Origin of the sequence: Alsobacter ponti (genome assembly GCF_024294805.1) — a bacterium.
Lineage (GTDB): Bacteria > Pseudomonadota > Alphaproteobacteria > Rhizobiales > Beijerinckiaceae > Alsobacter > Alsobacter ponti.
On record NZ_JANCLU010000009.1, the window covers coordinates 59,692 to 83,619 of the forward strand.

The following is a 23,928-nucleotide window of genomic DNA, read 5'->3' on the forward strand; positions in this document are numbered from 1 at the left end:
ATTGCCTTTTGCGAAGGCCGATTTCGCGGGAAGCGCCGCGCGCCGCCGCTACACTTTCCGCCACATCGCTGTCTGACGGAGGGGATCCATGCGCGTCGGTGTGCCGAAGGAAATCAAGAACCATGAATACCGGGTCGGCCTCGTGCCGTCGTCGGTGGCCGAGCTTATCCATCACGGGCACGAAGTGCTGGTGGAAACCGGCGCGGGCCTCGGCTCGGGCATTCCCGACGCCGACTACTCGGCGGCTGGCGCGACGCTGGTCGACAGCACGGACGCGGTGTTCGACCGCGCCGAGATGATCGTCAAGGTGAAGGAGCCGCAGGCCGACGAGCGCGCCCGCCTGCGCCCCGGCCAGGTGCTCTTCACCTATCTCCACCTCGCGCCCGATCCGGAGCAGACGCAGGACCTCGTCAAGTCCGGCGCGACCTGCATCGCCTACGAGACGGTGACGTCGCCCACCGGCGGCCTGCCGCTGCTGACCCCGATGTCGGAGGTCGCGGGACGCCTCGCGCCGCAGGTCGGCGCGCACTGCCTCGAGAAGGCGGCCGGCGGACGCGGCATCCTGCTCGGCGGCGTGCCGGGCGTGCCGGCGGCCGAGGTGGTGATCCTCGGCGGCGGCGTCTCGGGCACCCACGCGGCCACCATCGCGCTCGGCATGGGCGCGAACGTCACGGTGGTCGACCGCTCGGCCGACGTGCTGCGGCGGCTCGCCACCCAGTTCGGCACCGGCGTGCGCACCATCTTCTCCACCCGCGACGCGGTGCGCGAGATCGTCAAGCGCGCCGACCTGCTGATCGGCTGCGTTCTGATCCCGGGCGCGGCCGCGCCCAAGCTCGTCACCCGCGACATGCTGAAGACGATGAAGCCGGGCTCGGTCATCGTCGACGTCGCCATCGACCAGGGCGGCTGCTGCGAGACCTCGCACGCGACCACCCATGAGGACCCCACCTACGTGGTCGACAACGTGGTGCATTACTGCGTCGCCAACATGCCCGGCGCGGTGGCGCGCACCTCCACCTTCGCGCTCAACAACGTGACGCTGCCCTTCACCCTGGCGCTGGCCGACAAGGGCTGGCGGCAGGCGCTGAAGGACGACAAGCACCTGCGCAACGGCCTCAACGTCACCGACGGCAAGATCACCTGCCAGCCGGTCGCCGACGCGCAGGGCCTTCCCTATGTCAGCGCCGAAAGCGTGCTCGGGCTCTGATCGTCAGGCCGTTTCCGGCGGCGGCGCGTCCGCCGCCGGGGCGCGGGCGAAGATCAGCTTCTGGTAGACGAGGCCGATGGCGACCAGAACGAGCCCGAGCCCGATGAAGGACAGGGCCCGGTAGACCCCGGCCAGGCCCTGCATGTCGACCAGGAACACCTTGACGATGGCGAGCACGACGTAGGCGGCCGAGACAAGCCGCGCCGTGCGCGACCGCCGGACGATGCCCCAGCCGAGCAGGACGAGGCCGATCAGCAGGAACACGGCCGAGTAGGTATAGAGCTCGGCGTCGCCGGTGGGCCACCTGATGCCGATTCTCTCGCCCTGGAACAGCCGGCGGATCTCCGCCACCGTCCACACGAACTGCAAAATCCCGCCCAGCGCCGTCGCGGCCTGGACCAGCGTGGGCGACCACCGCTCCCGAGCCGTCGCGGCGAGGGCGAAGGCGCACAGCGCCGGCGCGAGGTAGCCGAGCAGCAGCGAGTTCACGAGCGCGCCGCCGGCCACGACATCCGAGCGCGCCAGCAGGGGGTTCACCGCGGGTCCGATCAGCGCCAGTCCGCCGAGCATGGACAGACCGGCGAGCACGTAGCCGCCGCCGCGCAGCACGACGCTCCGGCGCACCGTCTCGAGCCGCGCCAGCGCCAGCGACAGCAGCAGGCCGGCCGCGACCTCCATGCCGACCTCGACATGCCCGGCGCGAACCGAGATCACCGAGCCGGTGACCGCGTGGCGGATCTCGAACAGCACCAGCAGGGAGGTGAGCGCGATGGCCAGTCCCTCGCACAGCTTCACGACCTCGTCGTCCCGTTGCCGGCGCAGCAGCACGCTGGAAGCCGCGAAGGCGAAGGCCGGCACGCCATAGGCGAAGAGCAGCCAGTTGAAGATCGGCGTCGAGCCGACGTCGACGCGGATCAGCAACGTGTTCCACAGCAGCCGCACGATGACGACGACGCCGGTCGCGCCCACGGCATAGCGCAGCAGGCCGAGGGGCTGGCGCGTCGTCACCCAGGCCGCGCCGAGCGCCGCCAGCGCGAGCGCCACCGTCAGCATGCCCTTGTCGAGCACCATGGTGAGGCCGAGCGCCAGCGCCGCCAGCGCGCCGGCCGCGTAGGATTCGAAGCCGAGCCAGGCGGGCAGGGCGTTCTGCTCCAGCGCGCGCGGGCGCAGCCAGCCCGCCGCCACGGTGAAGGCGATGGCCGTCGCCCCGGCGACGAGCCCGAAGGGCAGGCTGCGGTCGAAATCGGAAATCCGCCACCAGGACGCCACCAAGATGGCGAGCGGGCCGACGACGCCGGCCGCGGCGTAGAAGCAGGCGGCGAACACGCCGAGGCGCGGGCCGCGCGCCAGCCGCACGAGCACGCCGCCGGCGAACGCGGCGGCGAGGGCGGTTGCGACGGCGATGAACAGGAACACGGCGTCGGGCAGCGGCGGCGTCGCCACCGGTCCGGGCAGCACCAGCGGCCCTTCCATGGCGGCCTGCCGCGCCACCGGCCAGAACACCAGCGCCGCCGCCGCGACCCCGGCCGCCATCGGCGCCGCGCCGGCGACCGGAGCGGAGACGAGCGCCGCGCCGAACAGGACGCCGGCCATCGCGAAGGTGAACGGCGCGCGGCCCGCGCCGAGGCCGAGATCCGCCAGCAGACCCGCCGCGAGCAGGGCGAAGACGAGCAGGCAGACGAGCGCCGGAACGTCCGGCCTCATGCTGTCGCGGTCCTCGACGCCCCGATAGGGCAGCACGCCGAGCGTGGCGGCGGCGAGCGCCGCCTGGGCGACGAGGTACGTCATCCGCGCGCCGATCTCGCCGTAGTCGAAGGCGGTCATCGCCAGCGCCCAGAAGGCCGCGCCTCCCACCGCCGCGAGCGCCAGCCACAGCCAGCCGCGCAGGCGCGCCAGGGCGTCGGCGCTCGCCGTCACAACGAGCAGATACAGCGCAACCGGCCAGACGCGCGGTTCCGCCGAAGAGACGAGCAGCGGCGACACATACGCGCCGAGGAGACCGAAGCCGGCCAGCGCCGGCCCGTGCAGGGCCGCCGCCGCCATCGTTCCCAGTCCGATGGCGCCGAGCAGCACGAACGCCGTCGCCGGGCCGATCATGTCGTAGAGCGCATGGGCGGCGTAGACCGTGCCGAAGGCGGTGAGCGTGCCGGCGGCCGTGAGCACCGAGGGGATATGCGCTTCGGGAATGCCGACCAGCGTGCCGTCGCGGCCCTCCCGCCGGCGCATCCACTCGCCGCCGGCGAGCAGGGCCAGGGCGAACAGCACGCCGGCGGCGATGCGCGCGCCGGGGCCGAACCAGCCCTGCTCGATCGAGTAGCGCACCAGGAACAGCCCGCCGAGGCCGAGCGCGACGCCGCCCAGCCACACGGCCCAGCGCGTTCCGGCCAGTTCCTCGAAGCTCGCCGCGCGCGCCGCCGGCCGCAGCGGCTCGGGGGCCTCGCCCGGCGCGAACGTCTCGGGCGATGGGGGAACCGGCTCGCCCGGCGCGCCGGCCGGCGGCGTCTCCGCCTCGGGCGGCCCCGGGACGACGGGCGCTTCCTCTTCCTCGTCTTCGGGAGCGGCGGCAGCCTCGGGGCTCGTGATAGGCGTTTCGGGCGTCTCGACCGCGGGCGCGGGGCCGGCGACGCCGGCGAGACGCCATTCGAGGTCGCGCACCCGCGCCTCCAGCATGTCGGCGCGGGCGGACAGGCGGAGCGTGCGGAAGAAGCCGACCAGGCCCAGGATCGGGATCGCCAACGCGATCAAGACCAGGACGACCATGAATTCCATCGAAGCGGCCCCCGCCGTGTGCCAACGGCGGCGACTTTAGCGGCCCGGTGCTGGCGGAGCCAGAGCGCGGCTACGCCGAGTTGTGAAATCCGTCACCCGCGGGCCCCGAGCCGCAGGCCGGGGGCGGGGCGTTCCTGCACCACTTCGCGGCGGAAGCGGAACTGCGCCGCCGGCCGCCCGCCGGTGTTGACCATCTCGCCGGTCGACTCGACCAGCGCGGTGCTCTCGACCAGCCGGCGGAAATTCTGCTTGTGCAGGTGCCGGCCGGAGATGGCCTCCACCGTCTGCTGCAGCGTGGTGAGCGTGAAGGCGGAGGGCAGCAGCTCGAACACCACCGGGCGGTATTTCAGCTTGCCGCGCAGCCGGCCCATCGCCGTGGCGAGGATGCGCCGGTGATCGAAGCGCATGGGCTCGCCGAGCGGGGGGAGGCTCGGGCGGGCGAGCGCGGCCTCGCGACCGTCGCGCCGCGCCTCCTCCAGCAGGCCGGCCTCGTAGAGCAGTTCGTAGCGCTCCAGTACCTTTTCCTCGTCCCACACCTCGGCGTCGCCGGAGCGCGGGTTGAAGCCGAAGCACAGGCGCACGCGCTCGAAGCGCGACAGCGGGCGGCGCGCACCCTCGGCCGCCTCCGCGTCGCGGTCCGACGCCCATTCGGCGAGGGCCGGCCAGATGGCGCGTTCCAGGATGAGCGGGCGGCCTCCGCGCCAGTCCTCCCAGGGGTAGAACTCGTACCAGCCGCGGAACCGCGCGCCCTTCGGCGCGCCCGAGCCGCCGGAGCCGACGCGGGTCAGCGCGAGATAGCCGATCGAGACGACATGGGGGACTTCGTCGCCCGGCATGGCGTTCCGCCCCCGGTCGCCGAACGTGTAGAGCTGCTCGACATAGCCCAGCGACAGCCCGGTCTGCTCGGAGACGAAGTCGCGCAGGCCGATTTCCAGCGTGCGGTGGCGCAGCGGATCGAAGCTGCCGGACGGCAGGCCGCCGAGGCCGTCGGCGTCGGTCCGCGCCATCAGGATGCGGGGCGTGCCCGCGTCGACCGCCACCACGGCGGCGGCGAGGCCAATCTCGATGGGCGTTTCGGGATGGGCGCGCGCCGGCCTCATTCGTCGAGCTTCAGGTGGAAGGGTGTGTTCTCGAAGCAATCCGCCCCGCGCCCGATGGCGGCGACGGCGTCGACCATGCGGCCTTGGCGGCCGAGCATGTTGTCGGCCACGGCGACCAGCCTTGCATTGGGCGTGGCGGAGGGGGAGGCGGCGCGCAGCCGCAGCGCGATCTCGGCTTCGTCCCGCGTCGGGCGCAGCGCACAAAGCGCGATGAAGGCGGCGGCGGTGGAGCGGCTGACGCCGGCCCAGCAGTGGATCAGCAGGGGGCGCTCGGCGTCCCACTTGCGCGTGAAGTCGAGCAGGCGGCGCACATGCTCCTCGCCCGGCAGGATGTGGCCGTCAGTGGCGGCGGTGATGTCGCTGACGCCGAGAAACAGGTGGCGCTCGGCGGGGATCGAGGCGGGGCGCGCCACCGACGTCGCCGCGTTGATCAGCGTCACGACGTGGCTCGCGCCGATGGCCTCGACGGTGTCGTGCAGGCGGGACAAAGGCGTGACGTGAATCGCGGGCATGCAGGGTCTCCCGCAACCTATATAGGTCAGGCCGGGCGCGCCTGCATCGGGGGCGCGGCCTCGTCCAGTTCGGCGAAGCGGGCGAGGAAGCGCGTCTGAGCGACGTCGGCGCTCCACGGCTCGATCCAGTCGTCGATGGCGTGCGGCACCGCGACCGGCCGGCCGAAGAACCGCATGGCCTCGTCGCTCGAGAAGCCCGCCAGCCGCGTCGCCTCCAGGAAGGCCGAGGCGTGGTCGGCGGTCTTGGTGAGCGTCGTGAGCGGGCGGGGCGGCGCGACGGGCAGGCCGAAGCGCACGTGGATGGCGGCGAGCAGCCGCTTCTCGACGTCCTTGTAGCTGCCGCCCAGCACCGCCTTGAACGGCGAGATCATGTCGCCGATGACGTATTCCGGCGCGTCGTGCAGCAGGATGGCGCGCCGCCACTGGCGCGACAGGCCGGGCCGGGCGAGGCGGGCGATCTCCTCCACGAGCAGCGAGTGCTGCGCCACCGAGAAGATGTGCGCGCCGCGCGTCTGGCCGTTCCAGCGCGCCACGCGGGCGAGGCCGTGGGCGATGTCCTCGATTTCGACGTCCAGCGGCGAGGGGTCGAGCAGGTCGAGCCGGCGGCCCGACAACATGCGCTGCCAGGCGCGGGGAGGGGCGTTGCGGGTCATGCGGAGAACCGATCCCGGACCATCAGAGCGCGCGGCCCAGCGCCTTCACCTCTTCGTGCCGGAAGCAGCCGACGAGGTGATCGTTGACCATCCCCACCGCCTGCATGAACGCGTAGACGATGGTGGGGCCGACGAAGTTGAACCCGGCCTGCTTCAGCTTCTTCGACATTTTGCGCGACAGGTCGGTCTCGGCCGGAATGTCGCTCCGGGCGGCGGGGTCGTTCTGGAGCGGCCGCCCGCCCAGCTCGTCCCACAGGAAGGCGGAGAAGGAGCCGCGCTCCATGATGTCGATCCACGCCCGCGCGCTGCGCACGGACGATTCGATCTTGGCGCGGTTGCGCACGATGCCGGGGTCCGCCATCAGCGCCTGCAGCTTCTCGGGCGTGTAGCGCGCCATCGCCTCGGGGTCGAAACCGTCGAAGGCGGCGCGGAAGGCGTCGCGCTTGCGCAGGATGGTGATCCACGACAATCCGGCCTGGAAGCCGTCGAGCAACAGCTTCTCGAACAGCGCCCTGTCGTCGAACTCCGGCACGCCCCATTCCGTGTCGTGGTAGGCGACGTAGAGCGGGTCCGTGCCCGGCCAGGAGCAGCGGGACTTGCCGTCGGGGTGAAGAATGAGCCCGCTCACGCGCCGCCTCCCTCGCCGGGCCAGGGGAAGCGGGCGAAGGCTGGTTTGACCAGATCGAAGGCGAGCCCGTCCGCCTCCAGCGCGCCGCCGCTCGCCAGCGCGTCCTCGACGCGGTCGAGGCGCAGCATCGCCAAGGCGCGGCCGTCCGCCGTCACGGAGCCGATCCGTCCCGCCGCCCTGCCGCCTGCATGCGCCTCGGCGCCTTCGCCCGCGCCGACGCCGCCTCGGAACCGGACCGGCACGATCCGCGTGCGCGCGGTGCCGCGATGCTGCATGCGCGACACCACCTCCTGCCCGACATAGCAGCCCTTGTCGAAGTCGACGCCGCCCAGCTGGTCCATGTCCGCCTCGTGCGGGAAGGCGTCGCCATAGGCGAAGTCTCGCCCGCCCTCCGGCACGCCGAGCGCGACGCGATGGGCATGCCACGCTTCGGCCGGCTCGCTGGCGAGGTCGGGGCAGGTGCTGCGGGGCGCGATGACACGGTCGCCCAGCTCGGGCAGGCGCGGGTCGGCGTAGACGACGCCCAGGCCCTCGTCGGCCCGCTCGCCGTCCCAGAACGCCACCACGCCGGCCGTCTCCGACAGGTCCTCGATCGAGACGCGGGCGCGCAGCTTGTAGAATCCCAGCCGGCGCGCGAGGTCGGCCGCGAGCGCGCGCGGCACGTCGAGATAGAACCCGCCGCCCTGCTCGCCGTCCGCCTCCGCGACGATGAAGTCGAACAGGATCTTGCCCTGCGGGGTCAGCAGGGCGGCGTGGCGGGCGCGGTCCACCGCCACCTTGTCCATGTCGCTGGTGACGAGTCCGTCGAGAAAGCCGCGCGCGTCCTCTCCCGTCACCCGGACGACGCCGCGATCCTCGAGAAAGGCGGATGCCATATGCGATAACTCCCTCGTCCCGGCGGGCCTCGGCTTGCGCTCGGCGACGACCTTACGTAAGCCGCCATGCAAAGGCATCAAGGAGCTTCGCGATGGCACGGACCTACGACGTTGTGCTGGCCGGCGGCACGGTCGTCAATCAGGACGGCGCGGCGGTGCGCGACATCGGCGTCAGCCAGGGGCGCGTCGCCATGATCGGCGACCTCTCCCAGGCCTCGGCCGGCGAGCGCATCGACTGCACGGGCCTGCACGTCCTGCCGGGCGTCATCGACACGCAGGTCCATTTCCGCGAGCCCGGCCTGGAGCACAAGGAAGACCTCGAGACCGGCTCCCGCGCCGCCGTGATGGGCGGGGTGACGGCGGTGTTCGAGATGCCGAACACCAAGCCCGAGACGACCACGGCCGAGGCGCTGGCCGACAAGATCCGGCGCGGCACGGACCGCATGCACTGCGACTTCGCCTTCTGGGTGGGCGGCACGCACGACAACGTGGGCGAGCTGCGCGACCTGGAGCGGCTGCCCGGCGCGGCCGGAATCAAGGTGTTCATGGGCTCTTCGACGGGCTCGCTGCTGGTCGAGGACGACGCCGGCGTCGCGCAGGTGCTGCGCCAGACCCGCCGCCGCGCCGCCTTCCACTCCGAGGACGAGGAGATGCTGCGCGCCCGCAAGGACCTGCGGGTGAAGGGCGATCCCTCCTCGCATCCGGTGTGGCGCTCGGCCGAGGCGGCGATGGAATGCACGCGGCGGCTGGTGCGAATCGCGCACGAAACCGGCGCGCGCATCCACGTTCTGCACGTCTCGACCGCCGAGGAGATGGTGTTCCTCGCCGACCACAAGGACGTGGCGACGGTGGAGGTGACGCCGCACCACCTGACGCTCGCCGCCCCGGACGCCTACGACCGGCTGGGCACGTTGGCGCAGATGAACCCGCCCGTGCGCGACGCGCGCCACCGCGCCGGCGTGTGGTGGGGGCTGGAGCAGGGCGTCGTCGACGTGCTCGGCTCGGACCACGCCCCGCACACGCTGGAGGAGAAGGCCAAGCCCTATCCCGACTCGCCCTCAGGCATGACGGGCGTGCAGACGCTGGTGCCGGTGATGCTGGACCACGTCAACGCCGGCAAGCTGTCGCTCGCCCGCTTCGTCGACCTGACGAGCGCCGGCCCCGCGCGCATCTTCGGCATCGCCGGCAAGGGGCGGATCGCGGTGGGCTACGACGCCGACTTCACGGTCGTCGACCTGAAGCGGCGCGAGACCATCTCCAATCGCTGGATCGCGTCGCGCTGCGGCTGGACCCCCTATGACGGCGTGCAGGTGACGGGATGGCCGGTGGGCACGATCGTGCGCGGACGCCGCGTGATGTGGGACGGCGAGCTGGCGACCCCCTCGACCGGCCGCGCCGTCCGCTTCGTCGAGACGCTGTAGGCGTCTAGCCGCCGTAGCGGCTGGACAGTTCGCGGGCCAGCCGGCCGCCCTCGTCGAGATAGCGCGAGATGATGGTCTGCGCCGCCGGGGTGCAGGTGCGGTAGGTCTGCGCGTAGTTGCGGTAGCCTCGGTTGTAGGAGCCCGCGAGTCGCTCGCGCCGGGCCTGGGTCGCGGCCTCGGCGGCGATCAGGGACGTCATGCGCCCGCGCCATTCCTCCTCGTCCTTGCCGCCGCACAGCGGCCGCAGGAAGGCGAGCGCGCCCATGATCTCGGAGAGGCGCATCAATTGCGGCTCGTAGGGCGGCGGCGGCGGCTCGGGCTGGTCCGCCTGCTGGCCGGCCTTGCCCTCGGCCGGCTTCGGCGCGGGCTTCGGCGCCGCGGGCCGCGGTCGCGGCGGCTGGACGGGCGGAGCCGGTAGGGGTGGGGGTGGGGGCGGCGATTCCCACGGCCAGCGGAACTGCGCCTGCGCGGGCCAGGGCGACGCCGCCAAAGCGAGGCACGCCGCGCCCGCCATCGCCAGGCGAACAAGGCGGCTCATGCGCGGGGTTCCGAGGCGCGGACGAGGGCGGCGGCGCGCGCCACGATGCCTGCGAGTCCCTTGGTGGTCCGCAGCCCGGCGACCGCCTCGGGCGGCACGAAGCGCACCGCGCCGGCCTCCGGACCCGTCGCCGGCTCGCCCCCGGTCCACCTCGCCGCGAATGCGTTGACGACGAAATGCACGCGAACCCGGTCGCTGGCGTCGCGCTCGATCACCTCGCTGTGGCCGGCGAAGCCGACGATGCGGGCCTCGACGCCGACTTCCTCGCGCAGCTCACGCAAGGCCGCCTCCTCCAGCGTTTCGCCGGGCTCGACGAGTCCGCCGGGCAGCGACCACAGGTCGGCGGCGGGAGGCTTCGTCCGCGTGGCGAGCAGAACCCGGCCGTCGCGGAACACCGCCACGCTCGCCGCCATGATCGGCCGGGCGGGGTAGAGCCGGTCGTCGCCCGAAGGGCGGCCGACCTCAGACGTGCTGGCCGCCATTGATGTGGATTTCCGCCCCATGCACGTAGCTCGACTGGTCGGTGCACAGGAAGTAGATCGCCTTGGCGACCTCCTCCGGTGTGCCGAGCCGCCGCATCGGGATCTGCGCGACGATCTTCTCGGTGCCGGGAGAGAGAATCGAGGTGTCGATCTCGCCCGGCGAGATGGCGTTGACGCGGATGCCGTGAGGGCCGAAATCGGCCGCCATCTCGCGGGTCAGCGCCGCCAGCGCCGCCTTGGACGTCGCGTAGGCCGCCCCCGCGAAGGGGTGGACGCGCGAGCCGGCGATGGAGGTCACGTTCACGACCGAGCCCTTGGCCGCCTTCAGCTCGTTCATCAGTCCGCGCGCCAGCATGACCGGCGCAAAGAAATTGACCTGGAACACCCACTGCCAGTCGGCGATCGCGGTTTCGATCGTGCCCATGCGCGAGCCGCCCGGACCCTTGGGCGAGATGGCGGCGTTGTTGACCAGCGCGTCCAGCGTGCCGGCATCGAGCCGCCCCTTGATCTCGTCGATGGCCTCGGCCGTGTTGCCGGCGTCCGACAGGTCCACCTGGATGTGGTCCTCGGGGCCCATCTCCCACGGGCAGTTCTCGGGGAAGGGGTGGCGGGAGCAGGTGATCACGCGCCATCCGGCGGCGGAGAACCGCTTCACCGTGGCGTGGCCGATGCCCCGGCTGGCGCCGGTGAGCAGCATGGTGCGCCGGGGCGCGTTGTCCTTGGTGGTCGTCATGTCTCGATGTGCGCAGGTCGGTGAAGGAGCGTCAAGGCGCGGCGCGGGCCAAGGTCGGCGCGCCGGGCGGCACTAGGGATAGAGGCGCTGGCGCGTCCAGTCGCCCTCCGGCGTCGGGCGGCGGAAGGCGACCCTGTCGTGTAGGCGGAACGGCCTGTCCTGCCAGAACTCCATGGAGACCGGCCGGATGCGGAACCCCGTCCAGTAGGCCGGGCGCGGCACCTCGCCGATGGCGTGCTTCGCTGCGTAGAAGGCCACCGCCTTCTCCAGCGCGAAGCGGCTCTCCAGCGGGCGCGACTGCTGGCTCGCCCACGCGCCGATGCGGCTGTCGCGCGCGCGGCTGGCGAAATAGGCGTCGGCCTCCGCGTCGCTCACCCGCTCCACCGGGCCGCGCACCCGAATCTGCCGGCGCAGGCTCTTCCAGTGGAACACCAGCGCGGCCTTGGGCTGGCCGGCCAGCTCGCGCCCCTTGGCCGATTCCGTGTTGGTGTAGAACACGAAGCCGGCCGGGTCCGCGCCCTTCAGCAGCACCATGCGCACGTCGGGAAGGCCGTCTTCGTCGACCGTCGCCAGCGCCATGGCGTTGGCGTCGTTGGGCTCGGAGGCCTTGGCCTCCTCCATCCAGGCGGCGAAAAGGGCGAAGGGTTCGCCCGATTCCGTGAAGTCACCAGCCATTAACGCTTTCACCTGCTTAATCCCGGCCTGCCTGATGCAACCTTCGGTAGGTTGCGGCGGCAGGATCGGCCCGCCAAGACGACGCTCGAGGATATATGGGACTCGCCCGGGTGGAAGAAAGCGTCTTTGTCCGAATTGGCCGCCTTCTGATTGGCCGCCTTCTGGCCGCGTCCGCGACCGCCGCGCTTCTGTCCGCGTGCTCGATCAATTTTCCCATGATGTCGCTGGTCGGCGGGAGCGAGCCCGAGAGCACGGGCTCCATCGAGCCGGTCCAGCTCTCGCGCGATTTCGACACCAACGACCGCAAGCTCGCCATGAGCGCGCTCGACGCGGCGCTGGACCCCCGCCGCGCCGGCGGGCCCGTGCCGTGGTCCAACCCGTTCTCCGGCCTCAAGGGCGTGGTGTCGCCGACGGGCGAGGCGTTCGTCACCGAGGACCAGGTGTGCCGCTGGTTCGCGGCGACTGTCACGTCCGGCAAGGCCGAGGCCGCGCTGGCGCAGAAGCCCTCCCGCGTGACAGGCTATGCCTGCCGCGTCGGCGGCGGCTCGTGGACGATCCGGCACGTCGAGCAGGCCGAACCGCCGCAGGGCTGACCGCCGGAACGTTGCGAATCGGCAACAGAGTTCCCACATCCTGCGGGAATGATGAGAGTGCAGCGCGGCGTCGCGGCCGCGCCAATCCTGCACGACGAAGAGGTTCTTGAGGCATGCGAGATCCGTACGACGTCCTGGGGGTCGCCCGGACAGCCAGCGAGGCTGACGTCAAAAAGGCGTTCCGCAAGCTCGCCAAGCAGTGGCATCCCGACCGCAACCAGAACGACCCGAAGGCCCGCGAGAAATTCGCGGAGATCAACAACGCTTACGAGATCGTCGGCGACGCCGACAAGCGCAAGAAGTTCGACGCCGGCGAGATCGACGCCGAGGGCAAGCCCCGGTTCCACGGCTTCGAAGGCTTCGGCCAGCGCGGCGGCCAGCAGCGCGGCGGCTTCGAGGGGTTCAACTTCGGATTCGACACCGAGCCCGGCGGTTTCCGCGCCCGCACCGGCGGCGCGGGCGGGTTCGACGCCGGCGACATCTTCTCCGAACTGTTCGGCGCGGGCGGCCCGCGCGGCGTGGGACGCCGCCCCCGCCAGGGCGCGGACGTGACCTCCGAGGCCACGATCTCGCTCCAGGAGGCGGTGAAGGGGACCATGCTGCACGTCGCGATGCCGAACGGGCGCGACCTGGAGGTGAAGGTCCCCGCCGGCATCACCGACGGCAAGGTCATCCGCCTCAAGGGCAAGGGCCAGCCGAGCCCGAGCGGCGGCGCTCATGGTGACCTGCTGGTGACGGTGAAGGTGCGCCCCGACAAGCGCTTCGCCGTGGAGGGCAAGGACCTGCGCATCCGCGTGCCGGTGAGCCTTCACGAGGCGGTGCTGGGCGGCAAGGTGCGCGTGCCCACCATCGACGGGGCGGTGGAAATGACCGTTCCGGCCAATTCGTCCAGCGGGCGGACCTTCCGCCTGCGCGGCAAGGGCATGCCCGGCGGCGATTCGCCCGGCGACCTCCTCGTCACGCTGGAGATCGTGCTGCCGCCGCAGGCCGACCCGGAGCTCGAGGAGCTGATGCGCAAGCAGCGCGAGACCTCGAGCTTCGATCCCCGCAAGGATTTCTGAGTCCCTGGAATCGGTTGCGCCGATCCGCTCGCCCGCGGCGACAACCGCGTGCGCGGGGCGATTTCAGGAAGAATGCCGAGTCGGATCAGGCGCTTGGCGACAGGCGCTCCGGAGTTGATTCAACCCCGGACCCGTTGAAGGGGGAGGCGGCCCGGCGGACCGCCACGCCCGGCTAGACCGTGACCTGCGTGCCGACTTCCACGACCCGGCCTGTCGGGATCTGGAAGAAGTCCGTCGCGTCGCTGGCGTTGCGGGCGAGCGCGATGAACAGCTTGTCCTGCCACAGCGGCATGCCCGACTGCGCGGCCGGCTTGATCGACCTGCGGGACACGAAGAACGACGTCGACATGATGTCGTAGGACCAGCCCAGCTTGCGCGCGATGGCCAGCCCGCGCGGCACGTTGGGCGATTCCATGTAGCCGTACTTCATCTTCACCCGCGAGAAGTGCTCGCTGACCGGCATGATGGTGATGCGTTCCTCCTCCGGCACGCGCGGCGTGTCGGCGGTCGCCACCGTCATGATGACGTTCTTCTGGTGCAGAACCTTGTTGTGCTTCAGGTTGTGCAGGAGCGCGGTCGGCGCGTAGTCGGGGTCGCTGGTCAGGAACACCGCCGTGCCGGGCACGCGGTGCGGGGGCTTCTTCTCGAGGTTGCTGACGAGCATGTCGAGCGGCACCTCGGACCGGCGGGTCTTGTCGGCGAGGATGCGCGTGCCCTTGCGCCAGGTGATCATCAGCAGGATCAGGCCGGAGGCGAAGAGCAGCGGAGCCCACGCCCCTTCCAGCAGTTTGAGCAGGTTGGCCACCAGGAACGTCGTGTCGATGACGAGGAACGGCGCCACCATCAGGGCCGCGGCCCAGGGCTGCCAGTTCCACAGCCGCCAGATGACGATGAAGGCGAGCGTCGCGTCGACCACCATGGTCGTCGTCACGGCGATGCCGTAGGCGGAGGCCAGCGAGCCGGAGGAGCGGAACAGGAACACCAGCATCAGCACGCCGATCAGCAGCAGGGTATTGATGCGGGGGATGTAGATCTGTCCCGAGTGCGTCTCGGAGGTGAAGCGGATCTCCATGCGCGGCAGCAGGCCGAGCTGGATGGCCTGGCGGGTCAGCGAGAATGCCCCCGTGATCACCGCCTGGCTGGCGATGACGGTGGCCAAAGTCGCCATGATGACGACGGGCACCAGGGCCCAATCGGGGTAGAGCTGGAAGAACGGGTTGTTGATCTCGCCGGGATGCGACAGCACCAGCGCGCCCTGGCCGAAATAGTTGAGGATCAGCGACGGCAGCACGAGGCCCAGCCAGGCGATCTGGATGGGCCGGCGGCCGAAATGGCCGAGATCGGCGTAGAGCGCCTCGCCGCCGGTGACGGCCAGGAACACCGCCCCCAGCGTCACCAGGCCGATCAGCTTGTGCTGGGCGAGGAAGACGATGCCGTAATAGGGGTTGAGCGCCAGCGCCACGCCGGGGTCGTCGGAGACGTGCGCGACGCCCCCGCCGGCCAGCAGCAGGAACCAGGCAACCATCACCGGGCCGAAGAAGGCGGCGACCTTGGCCGTGCCGCGGCTCTGAACGGCGAACAGCACGACGAGGATGAAGACGGTGAGCGGGATGACGTAGGGCTCCATGCCCGGCGTCACGAGTTTCAGGCCTTCGACCGCCGACAGCACCGAAATGGCCGGCGTGATGACGGAGTCGCCGTAGAACATCGAGGCGCCGACCACGCCGAACATGACGATGTAGCCTCTGCCGCGCCCCAGCACGCGCTGCGCCAGCGCCATCAGGGAGAGCGTGCCGCCTTCGCCGTTGTTGTCGGCGCGCAGCAGGATCAGCACGTACTTGATGGTGACGACCAGCACGAGTGCCCACACGATCAGCGACAGCACGCCGAGCACGATTTCGCGCGGCACGACGCCGATATGGTCGCTCGCGTGGCCGTGCGCGCCGGAGGCGGCGATCAGCGCTTCGCGGAAGGCGTAGAGGGGGCTCGTGCCGATGTCGCCGTAGACGACGCCGATGCTGCCCAGGGTCAAAGCCCAGAGCGATCCGTGGTGACCGTGCCCGTCGCCCGCCGGCTCCGCCGTCGCCGCTGAGGGCTCGGAACCCGCCGGCCGGGAGGCGGCTGGGGCGGCTGAGCCGGAGGTGGGGGGCGGGGAACCGGGATTGGACTCGTCGGGACTTGCCATGCGTACTGCCGGTTGACCTGCGGGTCGGTCCCGCCCGCGGGCTTATAGCACCGCCCGTGAGGGTTGACACCTTCCCCTTCGGTCGGGGGAGGGGGCCGGGGCGGCGGCGTCGCCGCCTGTGACGAGCCGAGAACGAGACCTTCCGCAAGCCTCGGCCTTCGGTTATTGATGCAGCCCAATCGAAGGACGAACCCCCGACGGTGAAGATGTCAGAACCTCAGTCGCAGACCTCGAACCTGCTCGCCGGCAAGCGTGGGCTCGTCATGGGCGTCGCCAACAACCGCTCGATCGCCTGGGGGATCGCGCGCGCCGCCCATCTGCATGGCGCGGAACTGGCGTTCACCTATCAGGGCGAGGCGCTGGAGAAGCGGGTGCGTCCGCTCGCGGCCGAACTCGGCGCGCAGGTGGTGGGGCATTGCGACGTCACCGACCCGGCCACCATCGACGCCGTGTTCGAGGAGGTGAACCGCCTGTGGGGCGGGCTCGACTTCGTCGTCCACTGCATCGCGTTCTCGGACAAGGACGAGCTGACCGGCCGCTACGTCGACACCACCGAAGCGAATTTCAGCAAGTCGCTGCTGATCTCCTGCTACTCCTTCACGGCCATCGCCCAGCGCGCCGAGAAGCTGATGAGCAACGGCGGATCCATGCTCACGCTGACCTATTACGGCGCCGAGAAGTGGATGCCCCATTACAATGTCATGGGCGTCGCCAAGGCCGCGCTCGAAGCCTCGGTGCGCTATCTGGCGGCCGACCTCGGCCCGCGCAACATCCGCGTCAACGCCATCTCGGCGGGGCCGATCAAGACGCTGGCCGCCTCCGGGATCGGCGATTTCCGCTACATTCTGCGCTGGAACGAGTACAACTCGCCGCTGCGCCGCACCGTGACCATCGAGGAGGTCGGCGACACCGCCGCCTACCTGGTCTCCGACATGGCGCGCGGCATGACCGGCGAGATCCTGCACGTCGACGCCGGCTATCACGTCGTCGGCATGAAGAATCCGGAAGCGCCGGACCTGAGCCTCGACAAGGCCTGACCTCATGCCCGACGGGGACCTCTCGGCCGACGCCGCGCCGGCGGCCGGCCTGCGGCTGTTCTTCGTTCGCCACGGCGAGACGGACTGGAACGCCGAGGGCCGCCTGCAGGGGCAGAAGGACATCCCCATCAACGCGCGCGGCCGCCAGCAGGCCGCCGAGGTGGCCGATCGTCTGCGCCGGCTCCGGCCGGACGCCGGCAGCCTGCCGTGGATCGTCAGCCCGCTGGGGCGCACGCGCGAGACGGCGGAGATCGCCCGCGCCACGCTGGGCCTGTCCCCCGACGGCTACGCGGTCGAGGACCGCCTGAAGGAGATCTCCTTCGGCCGCTGGGAGGGCATGACCTGGCGCGAGGTGCGCAAGGCCGAGCCGGAGGCGGCGCGCGGCCGCGAGGGCGGCAAGTGGGGTTTCGTGCCGCCCGGCGGCGAGAGCTACGCCATGCTCTCGGAGAGGGTGCGGCCGTGGACCGCCGGGCTCTCCGGCGACTATGTCGTGGTCGCGCATGGCGGCGTGGCGCGCGCGCTGATGTACCTGCTCGCCGGGACGCCCGGCCCGAGGGCCGCGAGCGTCGACATCTGGCAGGGCCGCCTGCTGGTGTTCGAGAAGGGCGGCTGCTTCTGGGCGTAGGCCCGGCGCCCCTAGGTAGTTTCCCGTCCGCTTCCTGAATCCCATGTTCATCCACGGTTCAGCCGCCGCACGGCATAGCTGTGTCTGGTCGGTAAACCCGGCCGGCCGCGCCCCCCACGCGGCCTGACGAGGATTGGCGCAGACGCTTCGCGAAGGTCGCGAACCGTTCGGACCGGAGTCCGGGCGCGCGATCACGCGACCGCGTGTGGCGGAGGGACAAATGGATTGGGCTCACAAGACTCTCGTCGCCGCGACCGCGACCGTGCTGCCGGAGCAGGGCGTGCTGCGAGGAGAGCGGCGTCCCGACCTCCTCCGCGACGAGGTGCTTTCGGACATCTTCACCGCGACGGCGCGTGAGCGCGCCGCGCATCCCGCGATGATCTGCGGCGAGCGGACGCTGAGCTACGCGGATGTCGACGCCGCCTCCGACGCCATCGCCCGGGGGCTGGAGCGGCGCGGCGTCGGGCCGGGCGACGTGGTCGGCCTCTGGATGAGCCGGGGTGTCGACCTTCTCGTCGCGCAGATCGGCATCGCCAAGTCCGGCGCGGCCTGGCTGCCCTTCGACGCCGACGCGCCGGTCGAGCGAATCGCCACCTGCCTCGCCGACGCCTCCGCCAAGGCGGTGCTGACCAGCGACGCCTTCGCGCCGCGCGCCGAGGCCCACGGCCTCGTCGCCCTCACCGCTGCGCTGCTGTGCGACCCGGCGGATTCGTCGGCGGTCGATCCGCGCGGCCGGGGCCTGACGCCCGACCACCCGGCCTATCTCATCTATACCTCCGGCTCGACCGGCACACCCAAGGGCATCGTCGTCACCCATCGCAACATCTGCCACTACCTGCGGGCGGGGAACGCGCTGTACGGGCTCGGCCCCGACGACGTGATGTTCCAGAGCGCCTCCGTCGCGTTTGACCTGTCGATGGAGGAGATCTGGATTCCGTATCTCGTCGGCGCGACGCTGTTCGTCGCCACGCCCGAGATGATGGCGGAGACGGACACGCTCGCCGACGTGCTGACCTCGGCCGGCGTCACCGCCATCGACACGGTTCCGACGCTGCTCTCGATCCTGTCGCAGGACGTGCCGACGCTGCGCCTGATCCTGCTCGGGGGCGAGGCGCTGCCGGCCTCCGTCGTGCAACGCTGGGCGCGCGAGGGCCGGCGCATCTTCAACACCTACGGCCCCACCGAGGCGACCGTCGTCGCCACGGCGTGCGAAGCGCGGCCCGGCGAGACGGTCTCCATCGGCGGCCCGATCCCGAACTATTCCTGCTACGTCGTCGCCGAGAGCATGACACTGCTGCCCCCGGGCGTGCAGGGCGAGCTGCTGATCGGCGGGCCGGGCGTGGCGCGCGGCTACCTCCAGCGCCCCGAGCTGACGGAAGAGAAGTTCATCGCCAACCCGTTCGCCTCGGACGGGCTCGACCCGGTGCTCTACCGCTCGGGCGACGCCGTGTCGCTCGACGAGCAGGGCCGCATCCTGTTTCACGGCCGCATCGACGACCAGGTGAAGATCCGCGGTTTCCGCGTGGAACTCGGCGAGATCGAGGCGAAGCTCGACGAGCTGCCGGGCGTCGCCCAGGCCGCCGTGGTGCTGCGCAACGACGACGGCCTCGATCGGCTGATCGCCTTCATCGTGGCCGAGCCGGGTACGGACGTGGATCGCATGCAGATCCGCGTCGCGCTGGCGGAGCGGCTGCCCTCCTACATGGTGCCGTCCCGCTTCGAGATGCTGGACAGCCTGCCGCGCCTGATCTCCGGCAAGATCGACCGCAAGGCGCTGCGCGCCGCGCCGCTTTCCTCCGGCCAGGAGCGCTCCGACGAACAGGAAGCGGCGCGCACGCCCACCGAGGCGGCGCTGCTGGCGGCCGCCCAGCGCGTCTTCCCGGGGCAGACCCTGCCGTTCGACGCCGACTTCTTCACCGATCTCGGCGGCCACTCGCTCATCGCCGCGCGCTTCGTGTCGGCGGTTCGCGAGACGCCGGCTCTGTCGGGCATGATGCTGCAAGACATCTACGGCGCGCGCACGCTGCGCGGCATGGCGGCGCTAATCGACGGGCGCGCCCCGGCCGGTCCGCACGTCCCGCGCGACCTCGGCTTCGCGCCGCCGCCGTTCATGCGCCGCTTCCTGTGCGGCGCGGCGCAGGCCGTCGCCATGCCGTTCATCCTCGGCCTCGTGACTCTGCAGTGGTTGGGCCTGTTCCTCGCCTCGGTCTACCTGCTCCAGGACGACGCGGGCGTGCTCGGCGAAATCCCGGTCCTGCTCGGCATCTACGTGCTGCTGAACCTCGGCACCAAGCTGCTGGTGGTGGCGCTGAAATGGGCCATCATCGGGCGCACGAAGCCCGGCCGCTATCCGCTGTGGGGCGCGTACTACTTCCGCGTCTGGCTGGTCGAGCGCCTGATCCAGGTCACGACCATCAAGTTCCTGCAGAATTCGCCCTTGATGCGCGTCTACCTGCGCATGCTGGGCGCGAAGGTGGGCCGCGACGCCATGGTCTCGGACTTCGAGGCCGGCGCCATCGACCTCGTTACGATCGGTGACCGCGCCAGCCTCGGCTTGCGCACCCGCTTCGCCAACCGGGTCGTTATCGGCAACGAGATGATCATCGGCACGATCGCGATCGGCGACGACGTGACCACCGGCACCTCCTGCTCGCTCGGCCCCGACACGGTGCTGGAGGAGGGCGCGGAGCTGGGCGACCTGACCGCATTGCCGGCCGGGACGACGGTGCCGCGCTTCGAGCGCTGGGTCGGCTCGCCGGCCAAGAAGGTGGAGGACATCGACCCGGCGACGCTCGACGCGTTCCCGACCGTGTCGCCGGTGACCCGCGCGCTGCAGAACGCGACCTACGCGGCGTCCTACGTCGTCATGCTGATGCTCGGCCTGCTGCCGATCTTCCCGGCCTTCTACCTGCTCTACAACATGGACGCGCTGCTCGACGGGCAGCTCGACTACATCGTCGCGTGGTCGACGCTGCCGTGGCTCGCCTGGCCGACCGCGATGGTGCTGATCCTGGTGTCCATCGTGGTCATCGTCGCGATCCGCTGGACCGTGCTGCCGACGCGCGTGCAGCCGGGGCGCTACTCGATCCACAGCTGGTTCTACGTCCGCAAATGGGTCGTCGGCCTCGCCACCGAGGTCACGCTCGAGACGCTGTCGGGCCTCTACGCCACGGTGTTCATGCGCGGCTGGTACCGCATGCTCGGCACCCGCGTCGGCAAGGGCACGGAAATCTCGACCAATCTCTCCGGTCGCTACGACCTCGTGGAGCTGGGCGCGCAGAACTTCGTCGGCGACGAGACGGTGCTGGGCGACGAGGAAATCCGGCGCGGCTGGATGATCCTGGAGAAGCTGAAGACCGGCGACCGCGTGTTCATGGGCAACAGCTCGGTCGTGCCTCCCGGCTCGCTGCTGGAGGACGGCTCGCTGGTCGGCGTCAAGTCGACGATCCCGAACGACCTGCGGCTGCGGGCGGGCGAGATCTCGTTCGGCAGCCCGGCGATGATCCTGCCGGCCCGCCAGAAGGTCGAGGCGTCGAGCCAGTGGACCTACGATCCGCCGAAGTGGATGCTGTGGGTGCGCACCGTGTTCGAGGCGCTGCACACCTCGCTGCCGACGGCGACCTTCATCACCGCCGGCTACATGACGGCGGACATCATCGAAGCGCCGCTCACCGAGGGCTCCTACTGGACGGCGCTCGCCATCTTCCTCTCCGCCGGCGTCGTCATCGCGCTCGCGCTAGTGGTCGTGTCGGTCGCCGCCAAGTGGCTGCTGATCGGCAAGTACAAGCCCATCATGAAGCCGATGTGGTCGTTCTGGGCGATGCGGACGGAAGCGGTCGCGGTGCTCTACGGCGGGCTCGTCGGCAAGGCGTCGATCGAGTTCCTGCGCGGCACGCCGTTCCTGCCCTGGATCCTGCGCCTGTACGGCACCAAGATCGGCAAGGGCGTGTGGATGGACCTGACCGACCTCACCGAGTTCGACTGCGTGGAGATCGGCGACTTCTGCACCCTCAACATGGGCGCGTGCCTGCAGACGCACCTCTACGAGGACCGCGTGATGAAGGTGGGCCGGGTTCACGTCGAGCGCGGCGTGCACGTGGGCTGGGACACGACGGTGCTCTACGACACGCATGTCGGCGAGTTCGCGCAGCTCGACCAGCTCACCGTGGTGATGAAGGGCGAGTTCATCCCCGCCCATACGCGATGGGCGGGTGCGCCGGCCGTGCCGCAGGGCGATGCCCCGGCGCGGGTCGAGGCCGCGGCTTCCGTCCTCATCGCGGCCTGATGGAAGGCGCGCGGCGCGGTTTGACCCGCGCCGCGCTTTGCCCTTAAACCCGCGCAGGCACTTGCGCGGGTATCCCATGTCCCACAACAGCTTCGGCCACCTCTTCCGGGTCACCACTTTCGGCGAGAGCCACGGTCCGGCGCTGGGCTGCGTGGTGGACGGCTGCCCGCCGCGCATTCCGCTCACTGCGGCCGACATCCAGGCCGAGCTCGACCGCCGCAAGCCGGGCCAGTCCCGCTTCACGACGCAGCGGCGCGAGCCCGACGAGGTGCGCATTCTCTCCGGCGTGTTCGAGGACGAGCGCACCGGAGGGCAGGTGACGACCGGGACCCCGATCGCCCTTCTCATCGAGAACGTCGACCAGCGCTCCAAGGACTACGGCGAGATCCGCGACAAGTATCGGCCCGGCCACGCCGACTTCACCTACGACATCAAATATGGCGTGCGCGACTATCGCGGCGGCGGTCGCTCCTCGGCGCGCGAGACGGCGGCCCGCGTCGCCGCCGGGGCCATCGCCCGCAAGGTCGTGCCGGGGCTGCTCGTGCGCGGCGCGCTGGTGCAGATCGGCCCGCACAGGATCGACCGCGCGAACTGGGACTGGGACGAGGTGGGCCGCAACCCGTTCTTCTGCCCGGACGCCAAGGCCGCCGCGCTGTTCGCCGACTATCTCGACGGCGTCCGCAAGAAGGGCTCCTCGATCGGCGCCGTCATCGAAGTGGTCGCCGAAGGCGTGCCGGCGGGCCTGGGCGCGCCGATCTACGCCAAGGTGGACTCGGAGATCGCCGCGGCGCTGATGAGCATCAACGCCGTCAAGGGCGTCGAGATCGGAGCGGGCTTCGGCGCGGCGGAGCTGACCGGCGAGGAGAACGCCGACGAAATCCGCCTGTCGAACGACGGGACGCCGCTGTTCCTCTCCAACCACGCCGGCGGGATCCTCGGCGGCATCTCGACCGGCCAGGCCATCGTCGCCCGCTTCGCGGTGAAGCCTACCTCGTCGATTCTGACGGAGCGGCGGTCCGTCGACCGCTTCGGGCACGACGTGGACGTGCAGACCAAGGGCCGTCATGACCCGTGCGTCGGCATAAGGGCGGTGCCGGTGGGCGAGGCGATGGTGGCCTGCGTCGTCGCCGACCAGTTTCTGCGCCATCGCGGGCAGGTGGGGCAAAGCTCGCCGTGGCCGTTTCCCAGGATTTGAGCAAAACGGAAATCGTGTCTTTGCGCTGATTTTAGTTTCACAAAAATCGCCGCTGGCGTAGGTTCCGACCATGCGGCTGGCGGAATGGCTCAGGCAGAACGGCGTGCGGCGGGTGGATTTCGCCCGCCGGATCGGCGTCAGCCCCGGGGCCATCACCCAGCTCTGCAATTCGGATTCGGCCTGGATGTCGCGCGACACAGCGGCGCTGATCGCCCGCGAGACGCGCGGGGCGGTGACGCCCAACGACTTCCTGGCGCTCACGCAGGAGGATGCGGACGTGCATTCGGTCACCGAGGCCATCGAGGCTCTGAAGCGCGGTGAAATCATCATCGTCACCGACGACGACGATCGCGAGAACGAGGGCGACCTCATCTGCGCGGCCTCGCTCTGCACGCCGGAAAAGATGGCGTTCATCGTCCGCCACACCTGCGGCATCGTCTGCGCGCCGCTCACGCTGGGGGAGGCGAGGCGGCTCAACCTCGCGCCGATGGTGGCGGCCAACGACGCGCCGCTCGGGACGGCCTTCACCGTCTCGGTCGACGTGCGCCACGGCCTCACCACCGGCATCTCGGCCGAGCAGCGCTCGAACACCGTGCGGGCGCTCGCCAACGGCAACATGGGCGCGGCGGATTTCGTTCGCCCCGGCCACGTCTTCCCGCTGATCGCCCGCGAGGGCGGCGTTCTGATGCGCTCCGGCCATACCGAGGCGGCCGTCGATTTGTGCCGGCTGGCGGGGCTGCCCCCGGTCGGCGTCATCTGCGAGCTCGCCAACGACGACGGCACGGTGAAGCGCGGCGAGCAGATCGACGCATTCGCGGCGGAGCACGGGCTGAAGCGGATTTCGGTCGCCGACCTGATCGCCTACCGGCAGGTGCGCGAGAAGATCGTCGAGCGCGTCGCCACGTTCCCGGTGAAGACCGAGTTCGGGGAGCTCACCGGCTACGCCTATTCGACGCCTTTCGATCCGGTCTACCACTTCGCTTTCGTGATGGGCGAGATCGGCGACGGCAAGCGCGTCGTCACGCGGCTGCACCGCGCCAACGTCATCGCCGACACGTTCGGGGGAGGGCGGACGATCCACCTGTCGCTGGAGCGCTTCAAGCAGGCGGGAGCGGGCGTGCTCGTCTATCTGCGCGACGGCACGGCGGGCGTCCCGGTGCAGGCGCTGGATGGCGAGGTGTCGGCGTCCGAGGCGGCGCGCCAGAAGCAGTGGCGCGAGGTGGGGCTCGGCGCGCAGATCCTGCGCGACCTCGGCGTGTCATCGATCGTCAACCTGTCGTCGACCGCGCGCTCCTATGTCGGCCTCGGCGGCTTCGACATCGAGATCGTCGCGACGGAGCCGCTCGAGGGCTGA

At 70.8% G+C, this 23,928-nt stretch carries 20 protein-coding genes; 9 read left to right on the forward strand and 11 right to left on the reverse strand.

Annotation, left to right across the window (positions count from 1 at the left end):
• Positions 1–88: 88 nt before the first annotated feature.
• Entirely contained in the window at positions 89–1,207 is a 1,119-nt protein-coding gene (gene ald / locus NK718_RS11035) for an alanine dehydrogenase (protein ID WP_254741803.1), read from the forward strand.
• A 3-nt stretch (positions 1,208–1,210) separates the two neighbouring features.
• Here ald and NK718_RS11040 read toward each other — a convergent pair whose 3' ends face one another.
• The 6 genes from NK718_RS11040 to ygfZ form a co-directional block, all read right to left on the reverse strand.
• Positions 1,211–3,967, reverse strand: coding sequence for a DUF2339 domain-containing protein (locus tag NK718_RS11040; RefSeq protein ID WP_254741806.1), 2,757 nt, complete (start codon positions 3,965–3,967; stop codon positions 1,211–1,213).
• Positions 3,968–4,068: 101 nt separating this feature from the next.
• Entirely contained in the window at positions 4,069–5,076 is a 1,008-nt protein-coding gene (locus NK718_RS11045; RefSeq protein ID WP_254741809.1) for an NUDIX hydrolase, read from the reverse strand.
• Complete coding sequence (locus NK718_RS11050; RefSeq protein ID WP_254741811.1) at positions 5,073–5,588, reverse strand: tyrosine phosphatase family protein; 516 nt, start codon at positions 5,586–5,588, stop codon at positions 5,073–5,075. The genes NK718_RS11045 and NK718_RS11050 overlap by 4 nt, the downstream gene beginning before the upstream one ends.
• A 26-nt stretch (positions 5,589–5,614) precedes the next feature.
• Complete coding sequence (locus tag NK718_RS11055) at positions 5,615–6,241, reverse strand: HD domain-containing protein (RefSeq protein WP_254741813.1); 627 nt, start codon at positions 6,239–6,241, stop codon at positions 5,615–5,617.
• 22 nt (positions 6,242–6,263) lie between these two features.
• A complete protein-coding gene (locus NK718_RS11060; protein ID WP_254741815.1) occupies positions 6,264–6,869 on the reverse strand; it encodes a DNA-3-methyladenine glycosylase I in 606 nt (201 codons plus the stop codon).
• Positions 6,866–7,744 carry a CAF17-like 4Fe-4S cluster assembly/insertion protein YgfZ gene (ygfZ, locus tag NK718_RS11065; RefSeq protein WP_254741817.1) on the reverse strand — a complete coding sequence of 293 codons (879 nt, stop codon included), beginning with the start codon at positions 7,742–7,744 and terminating at the stop codon, positions 6,866–6,868. Before ygfZ ends, NK718_RS11060 begins: the two co-directional genes overlap by 4 nt.
• Positions 7,745–7,836: 92 nt before the next feature.
• Between ygfZ and NK718_RS11070 the strand changes: the two genes are divergently transcribed.
• On the forward strand, positions 7,837–9,165 hold the full coding sequence (locus NK718_RS11070) for a dihydroorotase (protein ID WP_254741819.1): 1,329 nt from the start codon (positions 7,837–7,839) through the stop codon (positions 9,163–9,165).
• Positions 9,166–9,169: 4 nt separating this feature from the next.
• On the opposite strand, the gene NK718_RS11075 is transcribed toward NK718_RS11070, so the two are convergent.
• The 4 genes from NK718_RS11075 to pdxH all read right to left on the reverse strand — a co-directional run bounded on the left by NK718_RS11075 (position 9,170) and on the right by pdxH (position 11,593).
• Positions 9,170–9,703 carry a TIGR02301 family protein gene (locus NK718_RS11075; RefSeq protein ID WP_254741821.1) on the reverse strand — a complete coding sequence of 178 codons (534 nt, stop codon included), beginning with the start codon at positions 9,701–9,703 and terminating at the stop codon, positions 9,170–9,172.
• Positions 9,700–10,185 carry an NUDIX hydrolase gene (locus tag NK718_RS11080; protein ID WP_254741823.1) on the reverse strand — a complete coding sequence of 162 codons (486 nt, stop codon included), beginning with the start codon at positions 10,183–10,185 and terminating at the stop codon, positions 9,700–9,702. Before NK718_RS11080 ends, NK718_RS11075 begins: the two co-directional genes overlap by 4 nt.
• The gene (locus NK718_RS11085) at positions 10,166–10,918 is read right to left on the reverse strand and encodes an SDR family NAD(P)-dependent oxidoreductase (RefSeq protein WP_254741825.1); all 753 of its coding nucleotides are present in this window, start codon (positions 10,916–10,918) and stop codon (positions 10,166–10,168) included. Before NK718_RS11085 ends, NK718_RS11080 begins: the two co-directional genes overlap by 20 nt.
• A 72-nt stretch (positions 10,919–10,990) precedes the next feature.
• Positions 10,991–11,593 (reverse strand): pyridoxamine 5'-phosphate oxidase, encoded by a 603-nt coding sequence (gene pdxH, locus NK718_RS11090; RefSeq protein ID WP_254741828.1) that lies wholly within the window; start codon positions 11,591–11,593, stop codon positions 10,991–10,993.
• A gap of 215 nt (positions 11,594–11,808) precedes the next feature.
• On the opposite strand from pdxH, the gene NK718_RS11095 reads away from it, so the two are divergent.
• Both NK718_RS11095 and NK718_RS11100 read left to right on the forward strand, forming a co-directional pair.
• Positions 11,809–12,186, forward strand: coding sequence for an RT0821/Lpp0805 family surface protein (locus NK718_RS11095; protein ID WP_254741830.1), 378 nt, complete (start codon positions 11,809–11,811; stop codon positions 12,184–12,186).
• 113 nt (positions 12,187–12,299) lie between these two features.
• Positions 12,300–13,247: a DnaJ C-terminal domain-containing protein gene (locus tag NK718_RS11100; RefSeq protein WP_254741832.1), complete on the forward strand. Its 948-nt coding sequence runs from the start codon at positions 12,300–12,302 to the stop codon at positions 13,245–13,247.
• 172 nt (positions 13,248–13,419) lie between these two features.
• Here NK718_RS11100 and NK718_RS11105 read toward each other — a convergent pair whose 3' ends face one another.
• A complete protein-coding gene (locus tag NK718_RS11105; protein ID WP_254741834.1) occupies positions 13,420–15,432 on the reverse strand; it encodes a potassium transporter Kup in 2,013 nt (670 codons plus the stop codon).
• A gap of 206 nt (positions 15,433–15,638) precedes the next feature.
• Between NK718_RS11105 and fabI the strand changes: the two genes are divergently transcribed.
• The 5 genes from fabI to ribB all read left to right on the forward strand — a co-directional run bounded on the left by fabI (position 15,639) and on the right by ribB (position 23,928).
• Entirely contained in the window at positions 15,639–16,469 is an 831-nt protein-coding gene (fabI, locus tag NK718_RS11110; RefSeq protein ID WP_254741836.1) for an enoyl-ACP reductase FabI, read from the forward strand.
• A gap of 4 nt (positions 16,470–16,473) precedes the next feature.
• Positions 16,474–17,094, forward strand: a complete 621-nt coding sequence (locus NK718_RS11115; RefSeq protein WP_254741838.1) for a histidine phosphatase family protein — start codon at positions 16,474–16,476, stop codon at positions 17,092–17,094.
• Positions 17,095–17,314: 220 nt separating this feature from the next.
• Positions 17,315–21,379: a Pls/PosA family non-ribosomal peptide synthetase gene (locus NK718_RS11120; RefSeq protein ID WP_254741840.1), complete on the forward strand. Its 4,065-nt coding sequence runs from the start codon at positions 17,315–17,317 to the stop codon at positions 21,377–21,379.
• Between the two features lie 76 nt (positions 21,380–21,455).
• Complete coding sequence (gene aroC / locus NK718_RS11125) at positions 21,456–22,574, forward strand: chorismate synthase (RefSeq protein WP_254741842.1); 1,119 nt, start codon at positions 21,456–21,458, stop codon at positions 22,572–22,574.
• Positions 22,575–22,644: 70 nt separating this feature from the next.
• Positions 22,645–23,928 (forward strand): 3,4-dihydroxy-2-butanone-4-phosphate synthase, encoded by a 1,284-nt coding sequence (ribB, locus tag NK718_RS11130; RefSeq protein WP_254741845.1) that lies wholly within the window; start codon positions 22,645–22,647, stop codon positions 23,926–23,928.